Source organism: Pseudarthrobacter phenanthrenivorans (assembly GCF_036455295.1).
Lineage (GTDB): Bacteria > Actinomycetota > Actinomycetes > Actinomycetales > Micrococcaceae > Arthrobacter > Arthrobacter phenanthrenivorans_C.
The window spans coordinates 373431-391804 of record NZ_JAYXNX010000001.1 but is presented as its reverse complement, the minus strand read 5'-3'; the positions used below and the strand labels follow the sequence as shown (position 1 = coordinate 391804).

General features: G+C 68.2%; 17 protein-coding genes. 7 read left to right on the top strand and 10 right to left on the bottom strand.

The window, feature by feature from the left end; genetic code table 11:
* Positions 1-71: 71 nt before the first annotated feature.
* Positions 72-1502 carry an aminobutyraldehyde dehydrogenase gene (locus VXJ37_RS01840; RefSeq protein WP_331321371.1) on the bottom strand — a complete coding sequence of 477 codons (1431 nt, stop codon included), beginning with the start codon at positions 1500-1502 and terminating at the stop codon, positions 72-74.
* A 167-nt stretch (positions 1503-1669) separates the two neighbouring features.
* Between VXJ37_RS01840 and VXJ37_RS01835 the strand changes: the two genes are divergently transcribed.
* Positions 1670-3106, top strand: a complete 1437-nt coding sequence (locus tag VXJ37_RS01835; protein WP_331321370.1) for a PucR family transcriptional regulator — start codon at positions 1670-1672, stop codon at positions 3104-3106.
* A 29-nt stretch (positions 3107-3135) separates the two neighbouring features.
* Here VXJ37_RS01835 and VXJ37_RS01830 read toward each other — a convergent pair whose 3' ends face one another.
* Positions 3136-4737 carry a CYTH and CHAD domain-containing protein gene (locus VXJ37_RS01830; protein WP_331321369.1) on the bottom strand — a complete coding sequence of 534 codons (1602 nt, stop codon included), beginning with the start codon at positions 4735-4737 and terminating at the stop codon, positions 3136-3138.
* A gap of 135 nt (positions 4738-4872) precedes the next feature.
* On the opposite strand from VXJ37_RS01830, the gene VXJ37_RS01825 reads away from it, so the two are divergent.
* Together VXJ37_RS01825 and VXJ37_RS01820 are read left to right on the top strand one after the other, a co-directional pair.
* Entirely contained in the window at positions 4873-6159 is a 1287-nt protein-coding gene (locus VXJ37_RS01825; protein ID WP_331321368.1) for an MFS transporter, read from the top strand.
* A gap of 4 nt (positions 6160-6163) precedes the next feature.
* Positions 6164-6844: a FadR/GntR family transcriptional regulator gene (locus VXJ37_RS01820; RefSeq protein WP_331321367.1), complete on the top strand. Its 681-nt coding sequence runs from the start codon at positions 6164-6166 to the stop codon at positions 6842-6844.
* Positions 6845-6917: 73 nt separating this feature from the next.
* Here the strand turns inward: VXJ37_RS01820 and VXJ37_RS01815 are convergent, their stop codons facing one another.
* Positions 6918-7457: a hypothetical protein gene (locus tag VXJ37_RS01815; RefSeq protein ID WP_141942913.1), complete on the bottom strand. Its 540-nt coding sequence runs from the start codon at positions 7455-7457 to the stop codon at positions 6918-6920.
* 159 nt (positions 7458-7616) lie between these two features.
* Here VXJ37_RS01815 and VXJ37_RS01810 point away from each other — a divergent pair, with 159 nt between their 5' ends.
* The 3 genes from VXJ37_RS01810 to VXJ37_RS01800 are packed head-to-tail and all read left to right on the top strand — an operon-like array spanning position 7617 to position 10005.
* Positions 7617-7907 carry a hypothetical protein gene (locus VXJ37_RS01810; RefSeq protein WP_331321366.1) on the top strand — a complete coding sequence of 97 codons (291 nt, stop codon included), beginning with the start codon at positions 7617-7619 and terminating at the stop codon, positions 7905-7907.
* A gap of 3 nt (positions 7908-7910) precedes the next feature.
* Positions 7911-8738 carry a DUF1206 domain-containing protein gene (locus VXJ37_RS01805; RefSeq protein ID WP_331321365.1) on the top strand — a complete coding sequence of 276 codons (828 nt, stop codon included), beginning with the start codon at positions 7911-7913 and terminating at the stop codon, positions 8736-8738.
* Between the two features lie 28 nt (positions 8739-8766).
* A complete protein-coding gene (locus tag VXJ37_RS01800) occupies positions 8767-10005 on the top strand; it encodes an SRPBCC family protein (protein WP_331321364.1) in 1239 nt (412 codons plus the stop codon).
* Positions 10006-10099: 94 nt separating this feature from the next.
* On the opposite strand, the gene VXJ37_RS01795 is transcribed toward VXJ37_RS01800, so the two are convergent.
* The 7 genes from VXJ37_RS01795 to VXJ37_RS01765 all read right to left on the bottom strand — a co-directional run bounded on the left by VXJ37_RS01795 (position 10100) and on the right by VXJ37_RS01765 (position 17785).
* The gene (locus VXJ37_RS01795; RefSeq protein WP_331321363.1) at positions 10100-11566 is read right to left on the bottom strand and encodes an FAD-dependent oxidoreductase; all 1467 of its coding nucleotides are present in this window, start codon (positions 11564-11566) and stop codon (positions 10100-10102) included.
* Positions 11567-11653: 87 nt separating this feature from the next.
* Positions 11654-12916 (bottom strand): uroporphyrinogen-III C-methyltransferase, encoded by a 1263-nt coding sequence (gene cobA, locus VXJ37_RS01790; RefSeq protein ID WP_331321362.1) that lies wholly within the window; start codon positions 12914-12916, stop codon positions 11654-11656.
* 74 nt (positions 12917-12990) lie between these two features.
* The gene (locus tag VXJ37_RS01785; protein WP_331321361.1) at positions 12991-13449 is read right to left on the bottom strand and encodes an SRPBCC family protein; all 459 of its coding nucleotides are present in this window, start codon (positions 13447-13449) and stop codon (positions 12991-12993) included.
* 206 nt (positions 13450-13655) lie between these two features.
* Positions 13656-14615, bottom strand: coding sequence for an ABC transporter permease (locus tag VXJ37_RS01780; protein WP_331321360.1), 960 nt, complete (start codon positions 14613-14615; stop codon positions 13656-13658).
* A complete protein-coding gene (locus VXJ37_RS01775; RefSeq protein WP_141942926.1) occupies positions 14605-15330 on the bottom strand; it encodes an ABC transporter ATP-binding protein in 726 nt (241 codons plus the stop codon). The genes VXJ37_RS01780 and VXJ37_RS01775 overlap by 11 nt, the downstream gene beginning before the upstream one ends.
* Before the next feature lie 27 nt (positions 15331-15357).
* Positions 15358-16488 (bottom strand): ABC transporter substrate-binding protein, encoded by a 1131-nt coding sequence (locus VXJ37_RS01770; RefSeq protein ID WP_331321475.1) that lies wholly within the window; start codon positions 16486-16488, stop codon positions 15358-15360.
* 130 nt (positions 16489-16618) lie between these two features.
* Positions 16619-17785, bottom strand: coding sequence for an RtcB family protein (locus VXJ37_RS01765; protein WP_331321359.1), 1167 nt, complete (start codon positions 17783-17785; stop codon positions 16619-16621).
* A 75-nt stretch (positions 17786-17860) separates the two neighbouring features.
* On the opposite strand from VXJ37_RS01765, the gene VXJ37_RS01760 reads away from it, so the two are divergent.
* Complete coding sequence (locus VXJ37_RS01760) at positions 17861-18298, top strand: SRPBCC family protein (protein ID WP_331321358.1); 438 nt, start codon at positions 17861-17863, stop codon at positions 18296-18298.
* The last annotated feature ends 76 nt before the right edge of the window (positions 18299-18374 follow it).

Sequence of the window (18374 nt, the reverse complement as noted above, 5' to 3'; positions counted from 1 at the left end):
TTACTTTCTTTTGCTGGTGGCTGGGATTGCCGGAACCCCGGGTTTCGACAGGCTCAACCGGCGGGAAACGGTCAGGCGTCGAGGGCGGACATGACGTGCTTGATGCGCGTGTAGTCCTCCACGCCGTACATGGAGAGGTCCTTGCCGTAGCCGGACTGCTTGAAGCCGCCGTGCGGCATTTCGGCGGTGAGGAGGATGTGGGTGTTGATCCAGACGGCGCCGAAGTCCAGGTCGCGGCTGAGCCGCATGGCGGTCCCGTGGTTGGTGGTCCAGACGCTGGAGGCCAGGGCGTAGTCCACGTCGTTGGCCAGGGCCACAGCTTCTTCCTCGGTGCTGAACTTCTGGACGGTGATGACGGGGCCGAACGTCTCCTTCTGGACGACGTCGTCGGTCTGCTTGGCACCGGTGATGATGGTGGGTTCGAAGAAGAAGCCCTTCTCCCCCGCCCGGTGGCCGCCGGTTTCGATCCGGCAGTTGGCGGGCAGGTTCTCCACCACGGAAGTGACGGCGTTGAAGTGGTTGACGTTGTTCAGCGGGCCGAAGTAGTTGTCTTCGTCGTTCTGCGAGCCGGTGTGCAGGGTCCGGGTGTGCTCCACCATGGCGGCCACGACGTCGTCGTGCACGGATTCCTCCACCAGCACGCGCGTGATGGCGGTGCAGTCCTGGCCGGCGTTGAAGAACGCGAACTCGGCGATGGCCGCGGCGCTCTTCTTGATGTCGGCGTCGGCGAACACGATGGCCGGCGCTTTGCCGCCCAGCTCCAGGTGTGCGCGCTTGAGGCCCTTGGCTGCACCGGAGGCCACGGCGATGCCGGCCCGGACCGACCCGGTGATGGATACCAGGCCGGGAACCTTGTGCTCCACCATCATCGCGCCGGTTTCGCCGGTCCCAAGCACCACGTTCAGGACGCCGGCCGGCAGGATCTCCCCGGCCAGGCGGGCCAGCACCAGGGTGGATTCGGGGGTGGTGTCGGAGGGCTTGAGGACCACGGTGTTGCCGGCTGCCAGGGCGGGGCCGATCTTCCAGATGGCCATCAGGAACGGGTAGTTCCACGGGGCCACCTGGGCCACCACGCCGATGGGTTCGCGGCGGACGTAGGAGGTGTGGCCCTCGAAGTATTCGCCGGCGGACTTGCCTTCCATGATGCGGGCAGCACCGGCGAAGAAGCGCAGCTGGTCGGCGCCGGCGGCCACTTCCTCGGAGGCGATGAGGGACCGGACCTGCCCGGTGTTCCGGTGCTGGGCCTCGACGATTTCGTCGCTGTTGGCCTCGATGGCGTCCGCGAGCTTGAGCAGCATCAGCTGCCGCTGGCCGGGAGTGACGTGCTTCCAGGTCCTGAAGGCGTCCTTCGCCGCGGCCATGGCCGCGTCCACGTCGGCCTGCGCCGAGACGGGGGCGTGTGCCACGACCTCGCCGTTGGTGGGGTTGACCACGTCCAGCAGGGCGGTGCCGGAGGGGGTGACAAACTCCCCGTTGATGAAGTTCTGCAAGGTTTGGACCACGGTGTGCAACCTCTTTCGTAAGGGCCATCGGGGCCGGGCGGAGACCGGGACGGATGGATGGAACTGCCTTGAGCCTATGCCAGCGCCCAAGCCGGGTGAATAGCCACCTGCACACCCTTGCCAAAGGGGTTTAGTGCGGTTGCCCAGCTCACGTTTATCCTTGCTTCATGGCCATTTCCCTTGCTGCCCTGGTGGGCGTGACCTCCTTGAAGCTGTCCAAGGCGGGCGTGGCGGAAACCACCTGGAACCAGGACATCAACTGGGTGGCGGTGACCGAACTGGAGGATCCACAGCGGTTCCTCAATGGTGGTGAACTGGTCCTCACCACCGGCCTGCGGCTGCGGTCCGCCCCTGAGCAGCGCCGTTTTGTCCGCCAGGTGCAGCGCGCCGGCGCGGTAGGCATCGGGTTCGGTGTGGGCCTTTCGCACGAGACGGTACCCCCCGCCCTCCTGGCCGAGGCCAACCGGTGGGGCCTGCCAGTGGTGGAAGTGCCCTACGAAACCCCCTTCATCGCCATTACCAAGCTGGTGGCGGATGCCCAGTCGGCGGACCACTATGCCAAGCTGGAGCGGTTGATCGCCGGGCACCAGGTGCTGGCCCGGGCACTGCTGACCGGCGGCGGGCTGGCGGAGCTCCTCAAGAACCTGGGCGGCATGCTGCGCACGGACATTGCCCTCACCCAGTTCACGGCGCAGCTGTACAACAGCAGCACCGCCCACCCGTCGGCGGATACCTGGTCCAGCTACCCAGTGCCCACGGGACGCCGCGACGCCTGCACCCTGTGGGTGCGCCAGCCTTTCGAGGACACCGGCATCATCGGCTACGCGCAGAACCTGATCAGCGTGGAGCTGAACAACATGGTCAAGCAGCGGCAGGCCCAGCGCGCACTGTGCGGCCAGGTGCTGGAGGACGTCATCCACGGCGCGCTGGAAACCAGCGAGGCGCAGCGCCGCCTGGCAGGCGTGGGGGTGAACAGCACCCGGAAGAACGTGGTGCTGCTGGCCGTGTCGGCCGCCCACGGCAAGGCCCTGGGGAGCACCTCGGTGCCGCAGGAACTGGAGAAGGCGGTTGCCGCCGTCGTGGGCAAGGACCTGGTGCTGGTGGTCAATGACGACGGCGGGACGGCACCTGCGCTGGCACGCAAGCTCAGCGACCACCTCGCCGAAGCCGGCATCCATGCCACGATCGGCATCGGCGGGGCGTACACGAAGCCGAACGGCCTGCGCTGGAGCTACTTCGAGGCCCGCGACGCCGCCAGCCATGGCCTGCCGGTCAACGAACCGGAGCGGCTGAGCCTGACGTCGCTGCTGCTGGCCAGCGAGGATGTCCCGCTGGCCGACATGGCGCACGAGTCCCTGAACCCTTTGCGGGCCTTCGATGCCGCGCACGGCTCGGAACTGATGGCCACGCTGGAGAGCTACCTGAACAACAACGGGTCCGTGGCGGCGGTGGCGGAGGAACTCACCCTGCACCGCAACACCGTACGGTACCGGCTGGCGCAGATCACCGAACTCACCGGCTACGACCCCGCCGTCACCGCGGACCGGGTGCAGCTGTGGCTGGCCCTGGCCGTGGCCCGGTTGTCCGCGCGGCAAGGCAAGTAGGCCCTGCGCCCGGGGCGAAACCCGCCGGCTCAGATAACGCCGTGGCCCAGCAGGTCGCGCGACTTCTTCCATGCCTTTCGGTGCCCGGCCTGTGCGGCCACCATCCGTTCCTCCTGCTGGTTGAGCAGTTGCGCGTAGATGCCCGCGGTGGCCGGGTCGCTGTACTCGCCGGCGATGGCGGCCAGCAGGTCGCGGGCCACCACTGCGTCCTGGAACCTGCCCAGGATTTTTTGCTGCCGGCGGGCGGCCTTTGCCACCTTGCCGGCGCGCTTGCCATGGACCATTGCTGCGGACTCGGCCACGTAGCGGAGCCGCTTTGCATCCTTGCGCACCCGGTGGAGGGCCAGCTCCTGATCCGTGCCCCGCCGCGCCGCCTTGGCCGCCTTGTGCGAACGCCGCAGCCGCTTGGCGGCCTTGTCCACCGGTTTCGCTGCCACCCGCCGTCCCTGCGCCACCGCCTCAGCCCGCACCGGCGGGTTGTCGCGGAAGTCCTCGAGCTTGTCCAGGAGCCGGAAGTAGCGCGGCGACTGCAGCGCTTCCTGCAAAAGCCGGTAGCCACCGTCGTAATCCCCGCCGGCGCGCTCTTCAATCCTTGCCGTGGCAGCGGCAACGCCGTCATCGCCCGGCAGCAGTCCAGCCAGTTGTTCGCGCAGCTCCACCCGCAGGACCTCGGCGTCCCGCGGCTGCCCGAGCAGCTGGCCCAGCCACTTCAGCTCGCTCCGCAGCTTCCGTACCGGAGAGGCTCGGTAGAGCTTGCCGTAGGCGGCCAGGACGGAGCGGATGCGGCGGGTGGCGGACCGCATGGCGTGCACGGCGTCCAGTTCCTCCAGCCGGACGGCGGCGTCTCCGGCGAGGATCTGGTCGATCTGCGCGGCAACATAAACGGTGACGACGGCGGCTGCGGGGGCACGTTTTCCCGCCAGGAGCCCGGGGCTGCCTTCGTCCTCGGCAGCGCCGTTGCCGTCCCCGCCGGGCGCCCCCAGTTTCCGGGATGCCTTTCCGGTGCCCAGGGCACGGGCCAGCTTGGAGGCGTGCCCGGCGGGCCGGGCCCCGGCGGCGGCCAGCAGTTCCTCCACCGGCCCGAAGATTTCCGGGTCACCGTGGACCAGCTCCAGCTCCCATTCGCGCCATTCCTGCCGCGTTGCCTCGTCGTTGTGCCCGTCCTCCAGCCGCACGGCGGTGACCTGGTCGTCGGCAAGGTCGGCGAGGTGCACGCCGTCATCACCGTAGAGGGGGTAGGTGGTGCGGCGCGTTTCCAGGCGTACCACCGGCACCGGGTCCGCCCCCCGGAGGTAGGCATGAAGGTGCAGGAGCAGGCTGTCCGGGACGACGTCGGGCCGGCCAAGGGGTGCGTGCAGTTCCGTCCGCTGCTGGGGCCCCTCCCCCGGGACGGGCACCAACGGCGGCAGCTTCAAGTGCCATCCGGCGTCTTTGCCGCCGGTGCGCCGGCGGAGCGTGATGCGGCGGGCAGCCAGGCCATGCTTGGGCGTGTCGAAGTACACGGCCTCGAGGAGGTCGGTGTGCGGATTGCCGGCGCGGGCCACGCCTGCGGCCTGCTCCAGGGCCGGCACCTCGGCGCCGGTGTCGACGTCGTACTTCTTCTCAATCTCGAGTCCCCGGGAAGCCTCCACAGCCGTCCTTCCGCCCTGCCTGGTCTGCGCCAGGCCCTCTGACAGTCCGTTGGCAGTCTATTCCAGGAGGGGAACCTGCGAGAGGTTGCCCACAAAACCCGAAACATCAAACGTCTAACCTTTAGGGTGGAGGGTATGCCTGCAACTCCCCCCGCCTCCGCGCCCGCATCAGTGGCAGCCCACGCCGCCCCCGCGCCGGCGGCCACCGCCAAGCCCCGGTCTGCCGTCGTGTCCGCAGTGGTTGCGCTGGTGCTGATCGGGCTGAACCTGCGTGCCGGCATCACTGGAGCCTCCGCCCTGCTGCACGACCTCCAGGAAGTGCTGGGCTACGGGGCACTGGTGGCAGCAGTGATCCCGTCCATCCCCACGCTTTGCTTTGCCGTTGCCGGCGCTGCCACCTCCTGGCTGACCGGCAAGCTCGGCGTGGAGAAGGCCATCCTGCTGTCCCTGGCGATGCTGGCCGGCGGGCTGCTGCTGCGCGGCATTCCCGCCACCGGGATGCTCGTGGCGGGCAGCGTGGTGGGGATGTCCGGACTGGCCATCTGCAACGTGGCCATGCCCTCCTTCATCCGCGAGCACTTCGCCGCCCGCACCTCGCTCATGACCGCCGTCTACACGGTGACCATGACCACCGGCGGCACCCTGACCTCGGTCATGGTGGTACCGCTGGCACAGGCACTGGGCTCCCCGTCCGCCGCAGTGGGCGCCGTGGGCATCGCGGCGGTGGCAGCCTTCCTCGGTTTCCTGCCCGTGGCGCTGCAGGCGCACCGCAGCACCGTACCGGGTCCGGCCACGCACGTGTCCCCGTGGCCGCTGCTGCGCACCCGGAAAGGCCAGCTCCTCACCGCAATCTTCACCCTTCAGGCCCTGCTGGCCTACGCCCTGCTGAGCTGGTTTCCGTACATGCTGACCACCATGGGGATGGACGCGTCCTCGAGCGGGCTGATGTTCGGCCTGATGCAGCTGGTGTCCGTTCCGGCAGGAATGGTCTTGATCGCCATCGGCGCCCGGCCGGGAATGCTGCGCCCCGCGTTCTACCTGGTGAGCATCACCATGGTCCTGGGGATCGCGGCACTGCTGGCCCTCCCCGTGGCGCTGGCCGCCATTCCCGCTGTCCTCCTGGGCTTTGGGCTGGGCATCTTCCCGCTGGTGATGGTAATGATCAGCCGGAGCGGTACCAGCACCGCCGAGACCACCGCCCTGTCCACGCTGGCCCAGTCCTCGGGTTACCTGCTGGCCACCGCCGGACCGTTCGGCATGGGCCTGCTGCACAGCGCCACCGGCGGCTGGGCCCTGCCGCTGGTGCTGCTGCTGGTGCTGTCACTGGCCCAGGTGGTGGTCTCCCACTTGATCACCGGGCCCCTGATGCCCGGCAGGCCCGCGGGCGCCGCTCCCGGCCGTACTGCTTCGAAGGGGAAATAGCGCCATGTCCCTAAGTCCTTCCGTCCGGCCGCCGCTCGCCGCCGAAGTAACGGCAAAGCTGCGGGAAATGGTCCATTCCGGCGAGTGGCCGCTGGACCAACGCATCCCGCCCGAACCCGAGCTCGTGGCCACCCTGGGCGTCTCCCGGGGCACCCTCCGCGAGGCAGTCAAAGCCCTCGCCCACGGGGGCATGCTGGAGGTACGGCGCGGGGACGGCACCTACGTTCGCGCCACGAGCGAGATGTCCGGCGCGGCCCGCCGCATGTACCAGGACCACACGGAGCAGCACATCCTGGAGGTGCGTCTGGGCCTGGACACCCAGGCCGCTAGGCTCGCCGCCCGGGCTGCTACGGACGACGACGTCACGGCCCTGCGCGCCCTGCTCACCGCCCGGGACCAGGCCTGGAACAGCGGGGATTTCGAGGCCTGGGCGGACGCCGACTGGCACTTCCACGAAGGGGTGGCCCGGGCGTCCGGCAATCCGCTGCTGCACGAGCTCTACGCGAGCTTCGGAACGGTGTTCCACCAGGACCTGCTCAAACAGCAGCGCCGGCCCGGCTTCAACGGGCTGCCCCGGGACGGCCACGAAACCCTGCTGGCGGCCATCGAACAGCGGGACCCGGAAGCTGCCGTGGCCACCGTGAACCGGAACCTGAACTCCTGCGCGGAGTGGCTGGCGGAGTAGCCCCGGGGACACGACGGCGGCCCGGCACTTTCGTACCGGGCCGCCGTCGTAAGCGCTGTGTTCCTGACCCGCCCTAGTCGCGGCGGAGGCCCACCAGGACGTTCTTGGGACGCTGCATCTCGCCGTGCTTGGCGCCAAGGATGATCACCAGGGCAGCGAAGCCGGGGATGGCCCACTGCAGGAGCTTCAGCTGCTGCTGGGCGCTCTTCAGCTCATCCGAGGCCGCGGCGTGCGGCTCCGTTGCACCTTCGGCGCCTTCACCGGCAAGCTTGTCCACCTTCTTGCCCAGGATGCCCGAGTACAGGGTCACTGCGGCTCCCACCACGGTCACCGCCGTCTTGATGACGGTATCGCGGGCAACGCCTTCCTGCTTGGCGATGCGGCCCTTGTTCTCCCATGCGATGGCGAGGTCCGCCACCAGGTGGGAGGCGAACGCCGCGGTCTGGATCGGTGCCCACTTCATCCAGCCGGCGCTGGACAGCCGGGTGCGCTCGGCGGGGTCCTTGGCCTGGGCCGCTGCCCCGTTAAGCCCAATGGCGCCCATCAGGGATCCACCAAACCATGCTGCCGCCGTCAGGTCGTGAACTGAACGGGCAATGAGATTTCCTGCCATGATGTGCATTCCTAACGTAGTGAACTGGATCCGGTTGCCGCTGTGCTGCGGACTTCGCTTGCCGTGTTCCATCGAGGTATGGTGCGCCCATGGTAAGCACACTTACTAATATTACGAAAGCCCGCCCCCGCGCCGGGCGCAACGCGTAATATCGTCGCCATGGGAAACACAGGGACATTGTTCGGCTGGGCTTTCGGCAACCCGGCCCGGGAAAGCGACAGCGGCTACGTGGACGGCCTGGAGCGCGAGGCGCTGCGGAATGCCCGGGAAACGGCGAAGGCCAAGGGCGTGGAAGTGGTGGCAGGGTCCGAGGTGTTCACCGTCCTCAGCGCGGACGAGTCCCTGGTGGAGCTGGACAACGCCCCCGGGCAGCTGGTGGTCCGCTGCACCGTGCACGTCCAGGGCCCCGGAGCGGAGAAGCTGCGGGCCGAAGGGCCCATGAACGGCTAAGAGATGTCCGACGGCGAATCCACCCTCAGCCAGGCAGCGGACGTTGTCGAGGAGGCGTCCAACGCGAAGGCCCTGGACATCCTGGCCCGCGCGGGATTTGCCGTCATGGCACTGCTCCACATCATTGTCGGCGCCATCGCCGTTGCCATCGCTTTCGGCCATCCGGGCGATGCGGAACCCACCGGTGCCATTGCCCAGCTGGCAGACAACGCGTGGGGCCCCGCCGTGATGTGGTTCTGCGTGGTCTCGTGCCTCGGCCTGGCAGTGTGGCAGGCCAGCGAAGCCACGTTGCGCGCCCGAAGCCTTCCGCGCAAGGAGCGGCTGGCCAAGCTGGTGTCGTCAGGGTTCCTCGCCGTCGCCTATGGCAGTGTGGGGCTGACCTTCGGGGGGTTCGCCCTGGGGCAGCGCAGCGACTCCGGCGAGAACACACGGGACTTCAGCGCGCGCCTGATGGCCAACCCCTTGGGGCCGTGGGTCCTCGTGGCCCTGGGCCTGACCGTCCTGGGCATTGGCATCTACTTCGTGGTCAAAGGATTCCGGCGGGGCTTCAAGGAGGAACTGTTCCGCTTCGAGGGCACCCGGCGCGGCAGGCTTATCGACACCCTGGGGGTCACCGGCCACGTGGCCAAGGGTCTTGCGCTGGACCTCACCGGACTGCTCTTCATCGTTGCCGCCGCCAAGCACCGGCCGGATGAGTCCACCGGGCTGGACGGCAGCCTCAAGGCCCTGCAGGGCCACCCTTTCGGGCCACCCCTGTTGACGCTGATCGGCGCCGGTTTCATCGCCTACGGCATCTTCGCACTGATCCGGGCCCGGTTCGGCCGCATGTAGTCCCGGGGTTTGTGGGTAGGAAGGAAGTATGACCCAGCAGCTGCGCGTGAATTCCGCCGTCACCGGAAGTGCCGGGCAGGCTTTTGCTGCCCTCTTCCGGCTTTTGAAGATTGTCAGGCCTGACCGGCCGATCCATCCGCAGGGCCTGGGTCTCACCGGGACCCTGGACAGGACCGGAAACCCTGCGGTGGCCAGCGGCATCGACTGGCTGGACTCCCCCGGCACCGACCAGGTGGTGGCGCGGTTCTCCAGGTCTTTGGGTTTGCCGCAGGCGCTGCCGGACATCCTGGGCCTGGCCCTCCGCGTTTCGCCGTCGGGCGCTGCATCCGTAGGCCCTGGCTCCCCTGGCTCCGGGTCCGATGGTTCCGGGTCCGCAGACGTCCTTTTCGCCTCCACCGGGTGGGGGCTGCCCGGCCGGTTCCTGCTGGTGCCGCGGCTGGATGTCGCCGGAGCCACCATGACCACGCTCATGCCGTACCGCGGCCGGCGGGGTCCCGTGCTGCTGGGCCTGCGCACGCGGAGCCTCCCGGCAGGGTCACTGGCTTCCGGGGAGTGGGTCCTTGGGCTGCATTGGGCCACGCCAGGCGGCGCCTGGCGGGAGTGCGGCGAGCTGCGGCTGCACGCGGGCCCCCATCCCGGTGACATCCCGCTGCGCTTCGATCCGCTGGCGAACCAGCCGGCCGGCGCAGAGACCTACGGGTGGACCCGGCGCCTGCGGAAGCCGTCCTATCGGGCGGCCCGGCAGCCCGCACCTCCAGCCGTCGTACCCCACCCGGGCTCCCCTGCGAAGCACGGGGAAAGCACACCCGGAACCGGAAGGAAGCCCATGTCCACTGTCTCGCTGCTGTTCAATTCCTCCGCCGCCGACGTCTGGCGCGTCATCGCCGACGGCTGGCTGTACTCCGGGTGGGTGGTGGGCGCGTCCCGGATCCGGGACGTGGACGCCGAGTGGCCAGGGACCGGAGCGCAGCTGCACCACTCCGTGGGTGCCTGGCCGCTGGTCATCAACGACAGCACCCGCGTCACGGCCGTCGAACCGGGCCGTTCCCTTGAGCTCGTGGCGCGCGGCTGGCCGATGGGCGAGGCCAAGGTGGACATCAGGCTGGAGGACCGGGGCAACCAGTGCCGGGTAACCATTGCCGAGGACGTCATCCGCGGGCCCGGCAAGCTGATGCCCAAGTTCCTGCGCGACCCCGTGATTTCGGCCCGCAACCGCGAGACATTGCGGCGCCTGGAACTCATGGCCATCGGGGGCGCGGGCAAATAGCGAGGTCGGGTTAACTAGCCGTCAAAGCGAAGGAACCCCGGGACCATCGGCCCCGGGGTTCCTTCGCTTTTAGCTGCTGACCGGCTTTCAGGTCCTAGACCTGGGCGGAGACGCCGTCGCGGGAGATGTCCACCATGTCCCCGCGCGGCACCACCTTGATGCGCTCACGCTTGACCTCGACGCCGTGCGAGCCGCCGGCCTCGGTGGCCGCAGCACCCAGGGCGAGCTCGTGGGCATCCAGTGCCAGCCAGCCTTCCCAGCTGGTGAACTTCACGCCGCGGGCATCGAGCAGTTCAACGACGGAGTCCTCCTGCGGGGCGGAAGCCACCGGAAGGTTTTCGCGGTCTTCCAGCAGGTAGGTCACGGTTTCCAGGGCGTCGCCCTTGGTGTGGCCGATCAGGCCGACCGGTCCGCGCTTGATCCAGCCGGTGGCGTAGAGGCCGGGCACGTGCTGGCCGTCGGCATCCAGGACGCGGCCGCCGTCGTTCGTTACCACGCCCTTCTTGTGGTCGAACTCGACGTCCGGCAGGGCGGAGCCGAAGTAGCCGATGGCGCGGTAGACGGCCTGGACGGGGTAGTCCACGAATTCGCCGGTGCCACGGGCGTTGCCGGTGCCGTCCAGTTCGGTGCGCTCGAACTTGATGCCCGCCACCTTGCCGGGGGCCTCGGCGTCGTCGTAGATCTCCACCGGGCTGTGCAGGAAGTGCAGGTGCAGGCGGCGGGAAGCCTTCAGCTCGGAGAGGTCCTCCGGCTGCTCGGCGATCCAGTTGGTGAGGGTGCCCACCATGGTCTTGGTCTGGTTGTTGGTCTGGATCTGGCGGTCCGATTCCTCGTCGAACTCAAAGTCCTCCGGGTACAGGATGATGTCCACGTCCTTGGAGTGGGACAGTTCGCGCAGCTCCAGCGGGGTGAACTTGACCTGGGCGGGCCCGCGGCGGCCGAAGACGTGCACGTCGGTGACCGGCGAGTTCTTCAGGCCGGCGTAGACGTTGTCCGGGATTTCGGTGACCAGAAGGTCATCGGCGTGCTTGGACAGGACGCGGGCCACGTCCAGTGCCACGTTGCCGTTGCCGATGACCGCGATTTCCTTGGCCTCCAGCGGCCATTCGCGTGGGACGTCCGGGTGTCCGTCGTACCAGGAGACAAAATCAGCGCCGCCGAACGAGCCCTCCAGCTCCACGCCGGGGATGTTCAGGTCAGCGTCCTTGATGGCGCCGGTGGCGAAGATGATGGCGTCATAGTGGGTGCGCAGGTCCTCGATGGTGAGGTCAGTGCCGTAGTCCACGTTGCCGAAGAAGCGGATGTCGCCGCGGTCCAGCACCTTGTGCAGGGCGTTGACGATGCCCTTGATGCGGGGGTGGTCCGGGGCCACGCCATAGCGGATCAGGCCGTAGGGTGCCGGGTAGCGGTCAAAGAGGTCGATGCTGACGGTCAGCTCGCCGCTCTTGACGGCCTCGCTCTTGGTGAGGATGTCAGCGGCGTAGACGCCGGCCGGGCCGGAGCCCACGACGGCGACGCGCAGCGGACGTTCGGCAGAACCTACGGTAGTGCTGGATGACACGGCTGTGTTCCTTTTCTTCTGCATCGATTGCTGAGTATTTGTCGTTTTGAACGCTCATAACGACAAATACGGAGCAGTCGATGGGTTTCAGGGGGTAAGGGCGGTCTTGCGGGGGCTGTTCGGGGTGGTGGTGCTGTAGTCAGCGGTTTTGAAGTGCGCCGGCGCGAACGGGCTTACGCGCACCACGTCACCGATGACAATAACGGCAGGATTTGCGACGCCGGCGGCCTGGGCCTGGTCGGCGATGGAACCGAGCGTGCCGATGGTGACGCGCTGGTCCGGCAAATAGCCGTTTTCCACGATACCAACAGGGGTGTCCAGGGGCAGTCCGGCTTCGCCCAGCGCGGACGCGGATTCGCGGAGCTGGCCGACGCCCATGAGCAGGACGATGGTGTGGTCTGCGCGGGCCGGAATTTCGGACAGTTCCTCGTGGCCCGTGACCACGCTGAAGCCCTTGGCCAGGCCGCGGTGCGTGACCGGAATTCCGGCAGCGGCGGGAACGGAGATGGCTGAGGTGACCCCAGAAACCACTTCCACTTCGACGCCGTGCTGCCGGCAGTATTCGGCTTCCTCGCCGCCGCGGCCCAGGACGTAGGGGTCCCCGCCCTTGAGCCGGACCACACGGTGGCCATGAAGGGCCTCCTCAACGAGGATCCGGTTGATCTCCGCCTGCGGCACAGGATGGTGGCCGGGCGTCTTGCCGACCTCGATGACGCGGACGTCGGGGGCGAGTTCGTTCAGGAGTTCACGGGGGCCAAGGCGGTCGGCCACCACGACGTCCGCCTGGCCGAGGAGCCGGCGGCCGCGGACGGTGATGAGGCCGGTATCGCCGGGACCGCCGCCCACGAGCGCCACGCTTCCCTGGTGGGCGCGGCGGCGGCGCAGCGGGAGATCGCCGGTTTCCAGGGCGGTGGCCACCGCGTCCCGGACGGCCATCGCCCGGCGGGGGTCTCCCCCGGCGTTGACGGCGATCTTGACGTCGTCCACCTCCGCGACGGCGGGGGTCCAGGCGGCTGACGCTTCATGGTTGGAGGCGTTGACGCACCAGACCCGCTGGGCCTCGGCGTCGGACGAGACCTGCGCATCGACCTCCGCGTCGCCGGTGGCGGTCTGGACGAACCAGGCGCCGTCGATGTCAGTTGAAAGGTAGGGGCGCGCTTCCCAGGCGAGCAGGCCGGCGTCGGCCATCTCCTGGACCGCGGGCGAGGCAACCGGGGCCACGACGGTGACCACGGCACCGGCGTCGAGCAGTCCCTTGGCACGGCGGGCAGCGACGGGGCCGCCGCCCACCACCAGCACCGGGCGGCCGAGCAGCCGCAGCGCGGTGGGATAAATGTCCTGAATTGCCATGGATCAACGGTATGGCCGCGTCACATTGGCCAACAAAGGCCGAGCAACACCAGTTCACGTAAGGTAACGCTGCGTCACAAAGGGTTTCCTGCTCCCCCGGCGAGGAACCGGCCCCTGGTGGTGATGAGCCGTTCCAGGTAACGGGCCAGGACCAGGCGTTCGACGGCGGCGCCCACGACTCCCAGCGGGGCGGTGAACTCCACCCGGTCCGTCATGACGCTGCCCGTAGCTGTTGGTTCGAACTCGTGGACATGGCGGAAGGCCTTGAACGGGCCACTGACTTGTTCGTCCGTGAAGTTGCGGGGGAAGTCCAGCTGGGTGATCCGGCTGGTCATGATGAGCGGGATGCCGAAATGCCTGGCCCGCCACGTGACCTCCTGGCCGTCCCCGATCAGGCCGCTGGTCACCCCTGCCACGGCCCGCTCCCCCGAGTCCTTCTGGGAGTCCAGGTGCAGGTCGATGCTGCGCGCCCTATCGAACAGCTCTTCCATGGGCAGCGGAGACTCGGTGCGGCATACGAAGCTGGCGGTCATGCGGCCAGTCTGCCACGGGGACGGTGTGGCCTGCCCCGGGCAGCCGTCGCGGGGCACTTTGGCTAGCGCCGTCGTCGTACACGCCTCGTCCCCCGGCGTGTCCGCGTCGAAGTGCCCCGGGACCGCCCCTGACGCGCCAGGGACGGCAAAGGCCCGACGGCGGAAGGTCGCCGTCGGGCCTTAGCGGTTCGTTTGGAGGGGCTGGCTCAGCGGGTGCTGCCGGCCAGCAGGCCGCGGCGGCGCAGGAGGCGCTTCTCGATGGGCCCGAAGACCAGCAGCTCAATGAGGATGCCAACGCCGAGGATCAGCAGGATGGCGGCCATGACGATGGTCATGTCGGACAGATCGCGGCCCTGGTCCAGCAGGGAGCCCAGTCCGAAGCCGATGGTGCCGCCCACCGCGATGATCTCCGCCGCCATCAGGGAGCGCCACGAGAAGGCCCACCCCTGCTTCAGCCCGCTGAGGTAGCCCGGCAGCGCCGCGGGAAGGATCACCTGGAGCGCCATCTGCAGCCTGGACGCACCCAGGACTGTCCCTACACGCCGGTACTGCGGCGGGATCTGGTCCACGCCGGAGATGAGGCCGTTGATGATGGACGGGATGGCTCCCATGAACACCACGAAATATACAGTGGCGTCCGTGAGGCCGAACCAGATGATGGCAGCCGGAACCCACGCCACGGAGGGCAGGACCTGGAGGCCGGAAATCAAGGGGCCAAACGCACGCCGCAGCGGCGCGACCTGGGCCAGCAGCAGGCCGACGGGGGTGGCGATCGCCACCGAAATGAGGAAGCCCACCACGCCGCGCTGCAGCGAGGTCCACATGGCTCCCTGCAGTTTGCCCTCGCCCCAGAGCAGCCCCATCTGACCGACCACGTCCAGCGGCCCGGGAACCAGGTCCCGCCGCTTCACCCCGAGGGACACGTAGAACTGCCAGACGAGCACCAGAACCACCAGCGCAGCCACAGGCAGGAGGATGCGGCTCCAGTCAATGCGGTGCTTGCGGTCGGCGTCGGACTGCAGCGAGTCCAGGCCGGATTCGAGCTCCCGCAGGTCCTCGGTCCCGGTGGAGGTGCGGGTCAGCGCGGCATGGACATGGGCGGCAGGTTTGGTATCGGCGGGCTGAACCACCGGCTCCTCCTCAACCAAAGGCGGGTTACTTGGCATGGCGGCGAATCTCCTCCCGCAGCCGGGCGGTGATGACCCCGGTCAGCTGGCCGGCGAGCCCGGCGTCGGTTCGGTGTTCCTCGGTGACGGCCCATTCCTGGACCACGCGGCCGGGCCGGGAGGACAGCAGCAGGACGCGCTGGCCCAGGCGCACGGCCTCGCGGACGTTGTGGGTGACGAAGACGATGGTGCGCCCGGTTTCCTTCCAGATGCGTTCGAGTTCGTCGTGCAGCAGGTCGCGGGTGATGGCATCGAGCGCGGCAAAGGGTTCGTCCATGAGCAGCAGCTGCCGGTCCTGGGCCAGTGAGCGGGCCAGGGACACACGCTGCCGCATGCCGCCGGACAGTTCGTGCGGGCGCTTGTCCCCGGCGGAACCCAGATGCACCAGTTCCAGGAGCTCTTGCGCTTTGGCGCGGCGTTCGGCCTTGCCCACGCCGCGCAGCTTCAGGGCCAGCTCGATGTTCTCCCGGGCGGTCAGCCAGGGAAACAGAGCCGCGTCCTGGAACATGAAGGCCGCACCGTCGCTGGGCACTTCCAGGGCGCCCGACGTCGGCGCTTCAAGTCCCGCGATGATGTTCAGGAGGGTGGACTTGCCGCAGCCGGAGGCACCGAGGAGGGCAACGAACTCGCCCTGCCGGATGTTGGCGTTGACGTCGTCCAGGACCGGGGCGCCGTCGCCGAAGCGCTTGCCCAGGTGTTCCAGTACCACTGGCATGGTGGCGTCCTTAGCTAGTTGGGTGGGTCAGTCCTGGCCGAGGCCGGCTGCTGAAATCTTGTTGGCGCTGCCGGTTACCTGGTTGAGCGCGCGGAGGTCGAAGAGGCCGTTGATGTCGGCCTTTTTGGTGGTGCCTGCGTCCACGCCGTCCTGCAGCAGCTTGGAGTAGCTGCCGGCCAGCGGGTCGAGGGTGAAGGTGATGTTGGCGAGGGACCGGGCCAGGACGTCGCCGGGCAGGGCTGCCCCGGCGGACTCCTGCAGGGCCGCGTTGATGATTTCGGCTTTCTCATCCGCGGGCGCCGAGTTGAGCCAGGCCACGGAGTCAGCGTTGCCCTTGATCAGAGCCTTGACGGCGTCCGGGTGCTCCGCGGCGAACTTCTGGTTCACGATCAGGATGGTAGTGGGGAACTCGCCGGGCTTGCCCGTTCCGGTCCCGTCCCACAAGTCCTTTTCGTCCACCAGCACCTTCGCTCCGGCCTGGAGCACCAGGCGGGAGGCCCACGGCTCAGGCAACCACGCGCCGTCGATCTTTCCGTCCTGGAACAGCTTCAGGGTCTGGGCGTTGTCCGTGGGGTTGATGGCAACGTCGCCGCTGCCGTCCACGCCGGTCTTGTAGCCCTGTTTGGTGAGCCAGGCGCGGAGGGCGACGTCCTGGGTGCCGCCCAGCTGCGGCGTTGCGAGGGTCTTGCCCCGAAGGTCCGCGGCCGAGGCGATCCCGGGTTTGACCACCAGCTGCGCACCTCCCGCAGCGGCACCGGCAACGACGCGCACCGACTGGCCCTGGCTCTTGGCGAACGAGTTGATGGCCGGGTTGGGGCCGATGTAGGCGGCGTCGATGGCTCCGGCGTTGAGGGCTTCGATCGCGGCCGGTCCGGCGTTGAAGGTCTCGGTGCTGAGTTTGGTGCTCCCCAGGGCTTCGGCCAGGAAGCCCTTCCTGACGCCCACCAGGGCAGGGGCGTGCGTGACGTTGCCGAAGTAGCCAAGTTTCAGCTCCGCTGCCGGGGTGGGCTCGGCGGCCTGGGCTTCAGAGTTGCGCGAGATATTCGAGGCCACAACCGCACCGACGGCGATCAGCAGGACAAGCCCGAGGGCCAGGGCAGCCTCGATGGCGCGCTTGCGCTTCGGGACCGCGCTTTCGCCTGCCACGATGCGGGTCATCCCGGGCTTGGAACTAGTCATTGTTTCACCATAGGGAGTGGTCCAAACCCGTTCAATGACGCGGAAACGGGGGGTCACGCACGTTCATCTAGCGTCACATTTGGCCGCGCTGCCATCCGGTTTCATGCCTTCAGTTGCCTTTGACGTTGACCAGCTGCCGCAGCTTGTGCCGCACGGTGACCAGGTCCGCGGCGTCCTGCATGACCTGGTCGATCGGTTTGTAGGCGGCCGGGATTTCATCGATGAAGGCCTCGGACGCGCGGAACTCGATCCCCCGCATGGCGCGCTTCAGTTCCTCCAGCGTGAAGGTCTTCCGGGCGGCGTTGCGGGAGTACTCCCGGCCGGCGCCGTGCGGGGAGGAATTCAGGGACGCCGGGTTGCCGCGGCCTTCCACCACGTACGACGCCGTCCCCATGGACCCGGGGATGAGCCCGGGATCGCCGGGGCCGGCTTTGATGGCTCCCTTGCGGGACACCCATACCGGCTTGCCGTAATGCGTCTCCTGCTCCGTGAAGTTGTGGTGGCAGTTGATCCGTTCCAGTTCATGGACCTTTCCGCCCACCCAGCGGCTGAACTGGGCAGTCACGCGGTCCACCATCTCCTCCCGGTTCAGGAGCGCAAAGTGCTGGGCCCAGCGCAGCTCCGCGATGTAGCGCTCGAACTGGGGCGTGCCTTCGTCCAGGTACGCGAGGTCCGGGTCCGGGAGGTAAACCTGGTTCTTCCGGCTGACGTGCCGGGCCACCCCGATGTGGTGCTGGGCGATCCTGTTGCCGATGCCCCGCGAGCCCGAATGCAGGAAGAGCCACACGCCGTCGTGCTCATCCGCAGAAACTTCGATGAAGTGGTTGCCCGAGCCCAGGGACCCCAGCTGCAGCTCCCACTTGGCCACGTACTGGGCGGGATTGAAGCCGGCTTTCGCGGCGCGCCGCTTCAGCTCGGCGATGCGGGGCTCCGCCGTGGGCAGGACGGTCCTGTTGTTGTGCCCTGCGGACAACGGAATGACCCGCTCGATATCCTCGCGGAGGCCCTTGCGGTCCTTCGGCAGGTCCTTCACCGAGTACTGGGTCCGGACCGCGATCATGCCGCAGCCGATGTCCACGCCCACCGCGGCCGGGATGATGGTGCGGAGCGTGGGGATGACCGACCCCACGGTGGCGCCCTTGCCCAGGTGCGCGTCCGGCATCAGCGCCAGGTGCGGGTAGATGAACGGCAGGGCCGCCGTCCGGACCGCCTGTTCCCGGGTCTTGTCATCCAGGATGGACGCCCAGTTGAGGAGCGTTGGGGTGATGGTTTCCATTGCCGCCTCCCGCGCCGGTGACCAGGACTAGGGTAAGTCCTAGGCTAACCCCCGCCTTCGAGAGGAGATGCAGCCATGGTCAATGTCCAGACGGAGATCCACATCAACCGGCCGCGCGCGGAAGTGGCGGACTTTGCAGCGAACCCGGAAAATGCGCCCCGCTGGTACGTCAACATCCACAAATCGCAGCGGCTGGACAGCGGCCCCCTTGGCCCGGGCTCGAAGGTGGCGTTCACGGCGAAGTTCCTGGGCCGGGAGCTCAAGTACACCTACGAGTTCGTCGACTACGTCTCCGGCGAAAAGCTGGTGATGCGGACCGCCCAGGGGCCCTTCCCCATGCAGACCACCTACACCTGGACGGACGACGCCGGCGGGACGCGCATGACGCTTGGCAACAGCGGGAGCCCCTCAGGTTTCTCCCGGCTGGCCGGCCTGGTCATGGAACCTATTATCCGCCGCGAAACCGGCCGCGACCTGGAGAAGCTCAAGTCCATCCTCGAGGCGCGACGGTAAGCCGTTAACCACGAAATCGCCGTAAGAGTGCGAGGCAGCCGTAGCGGCTGCCTCGCATCGTTTCCGGCGACTTCGG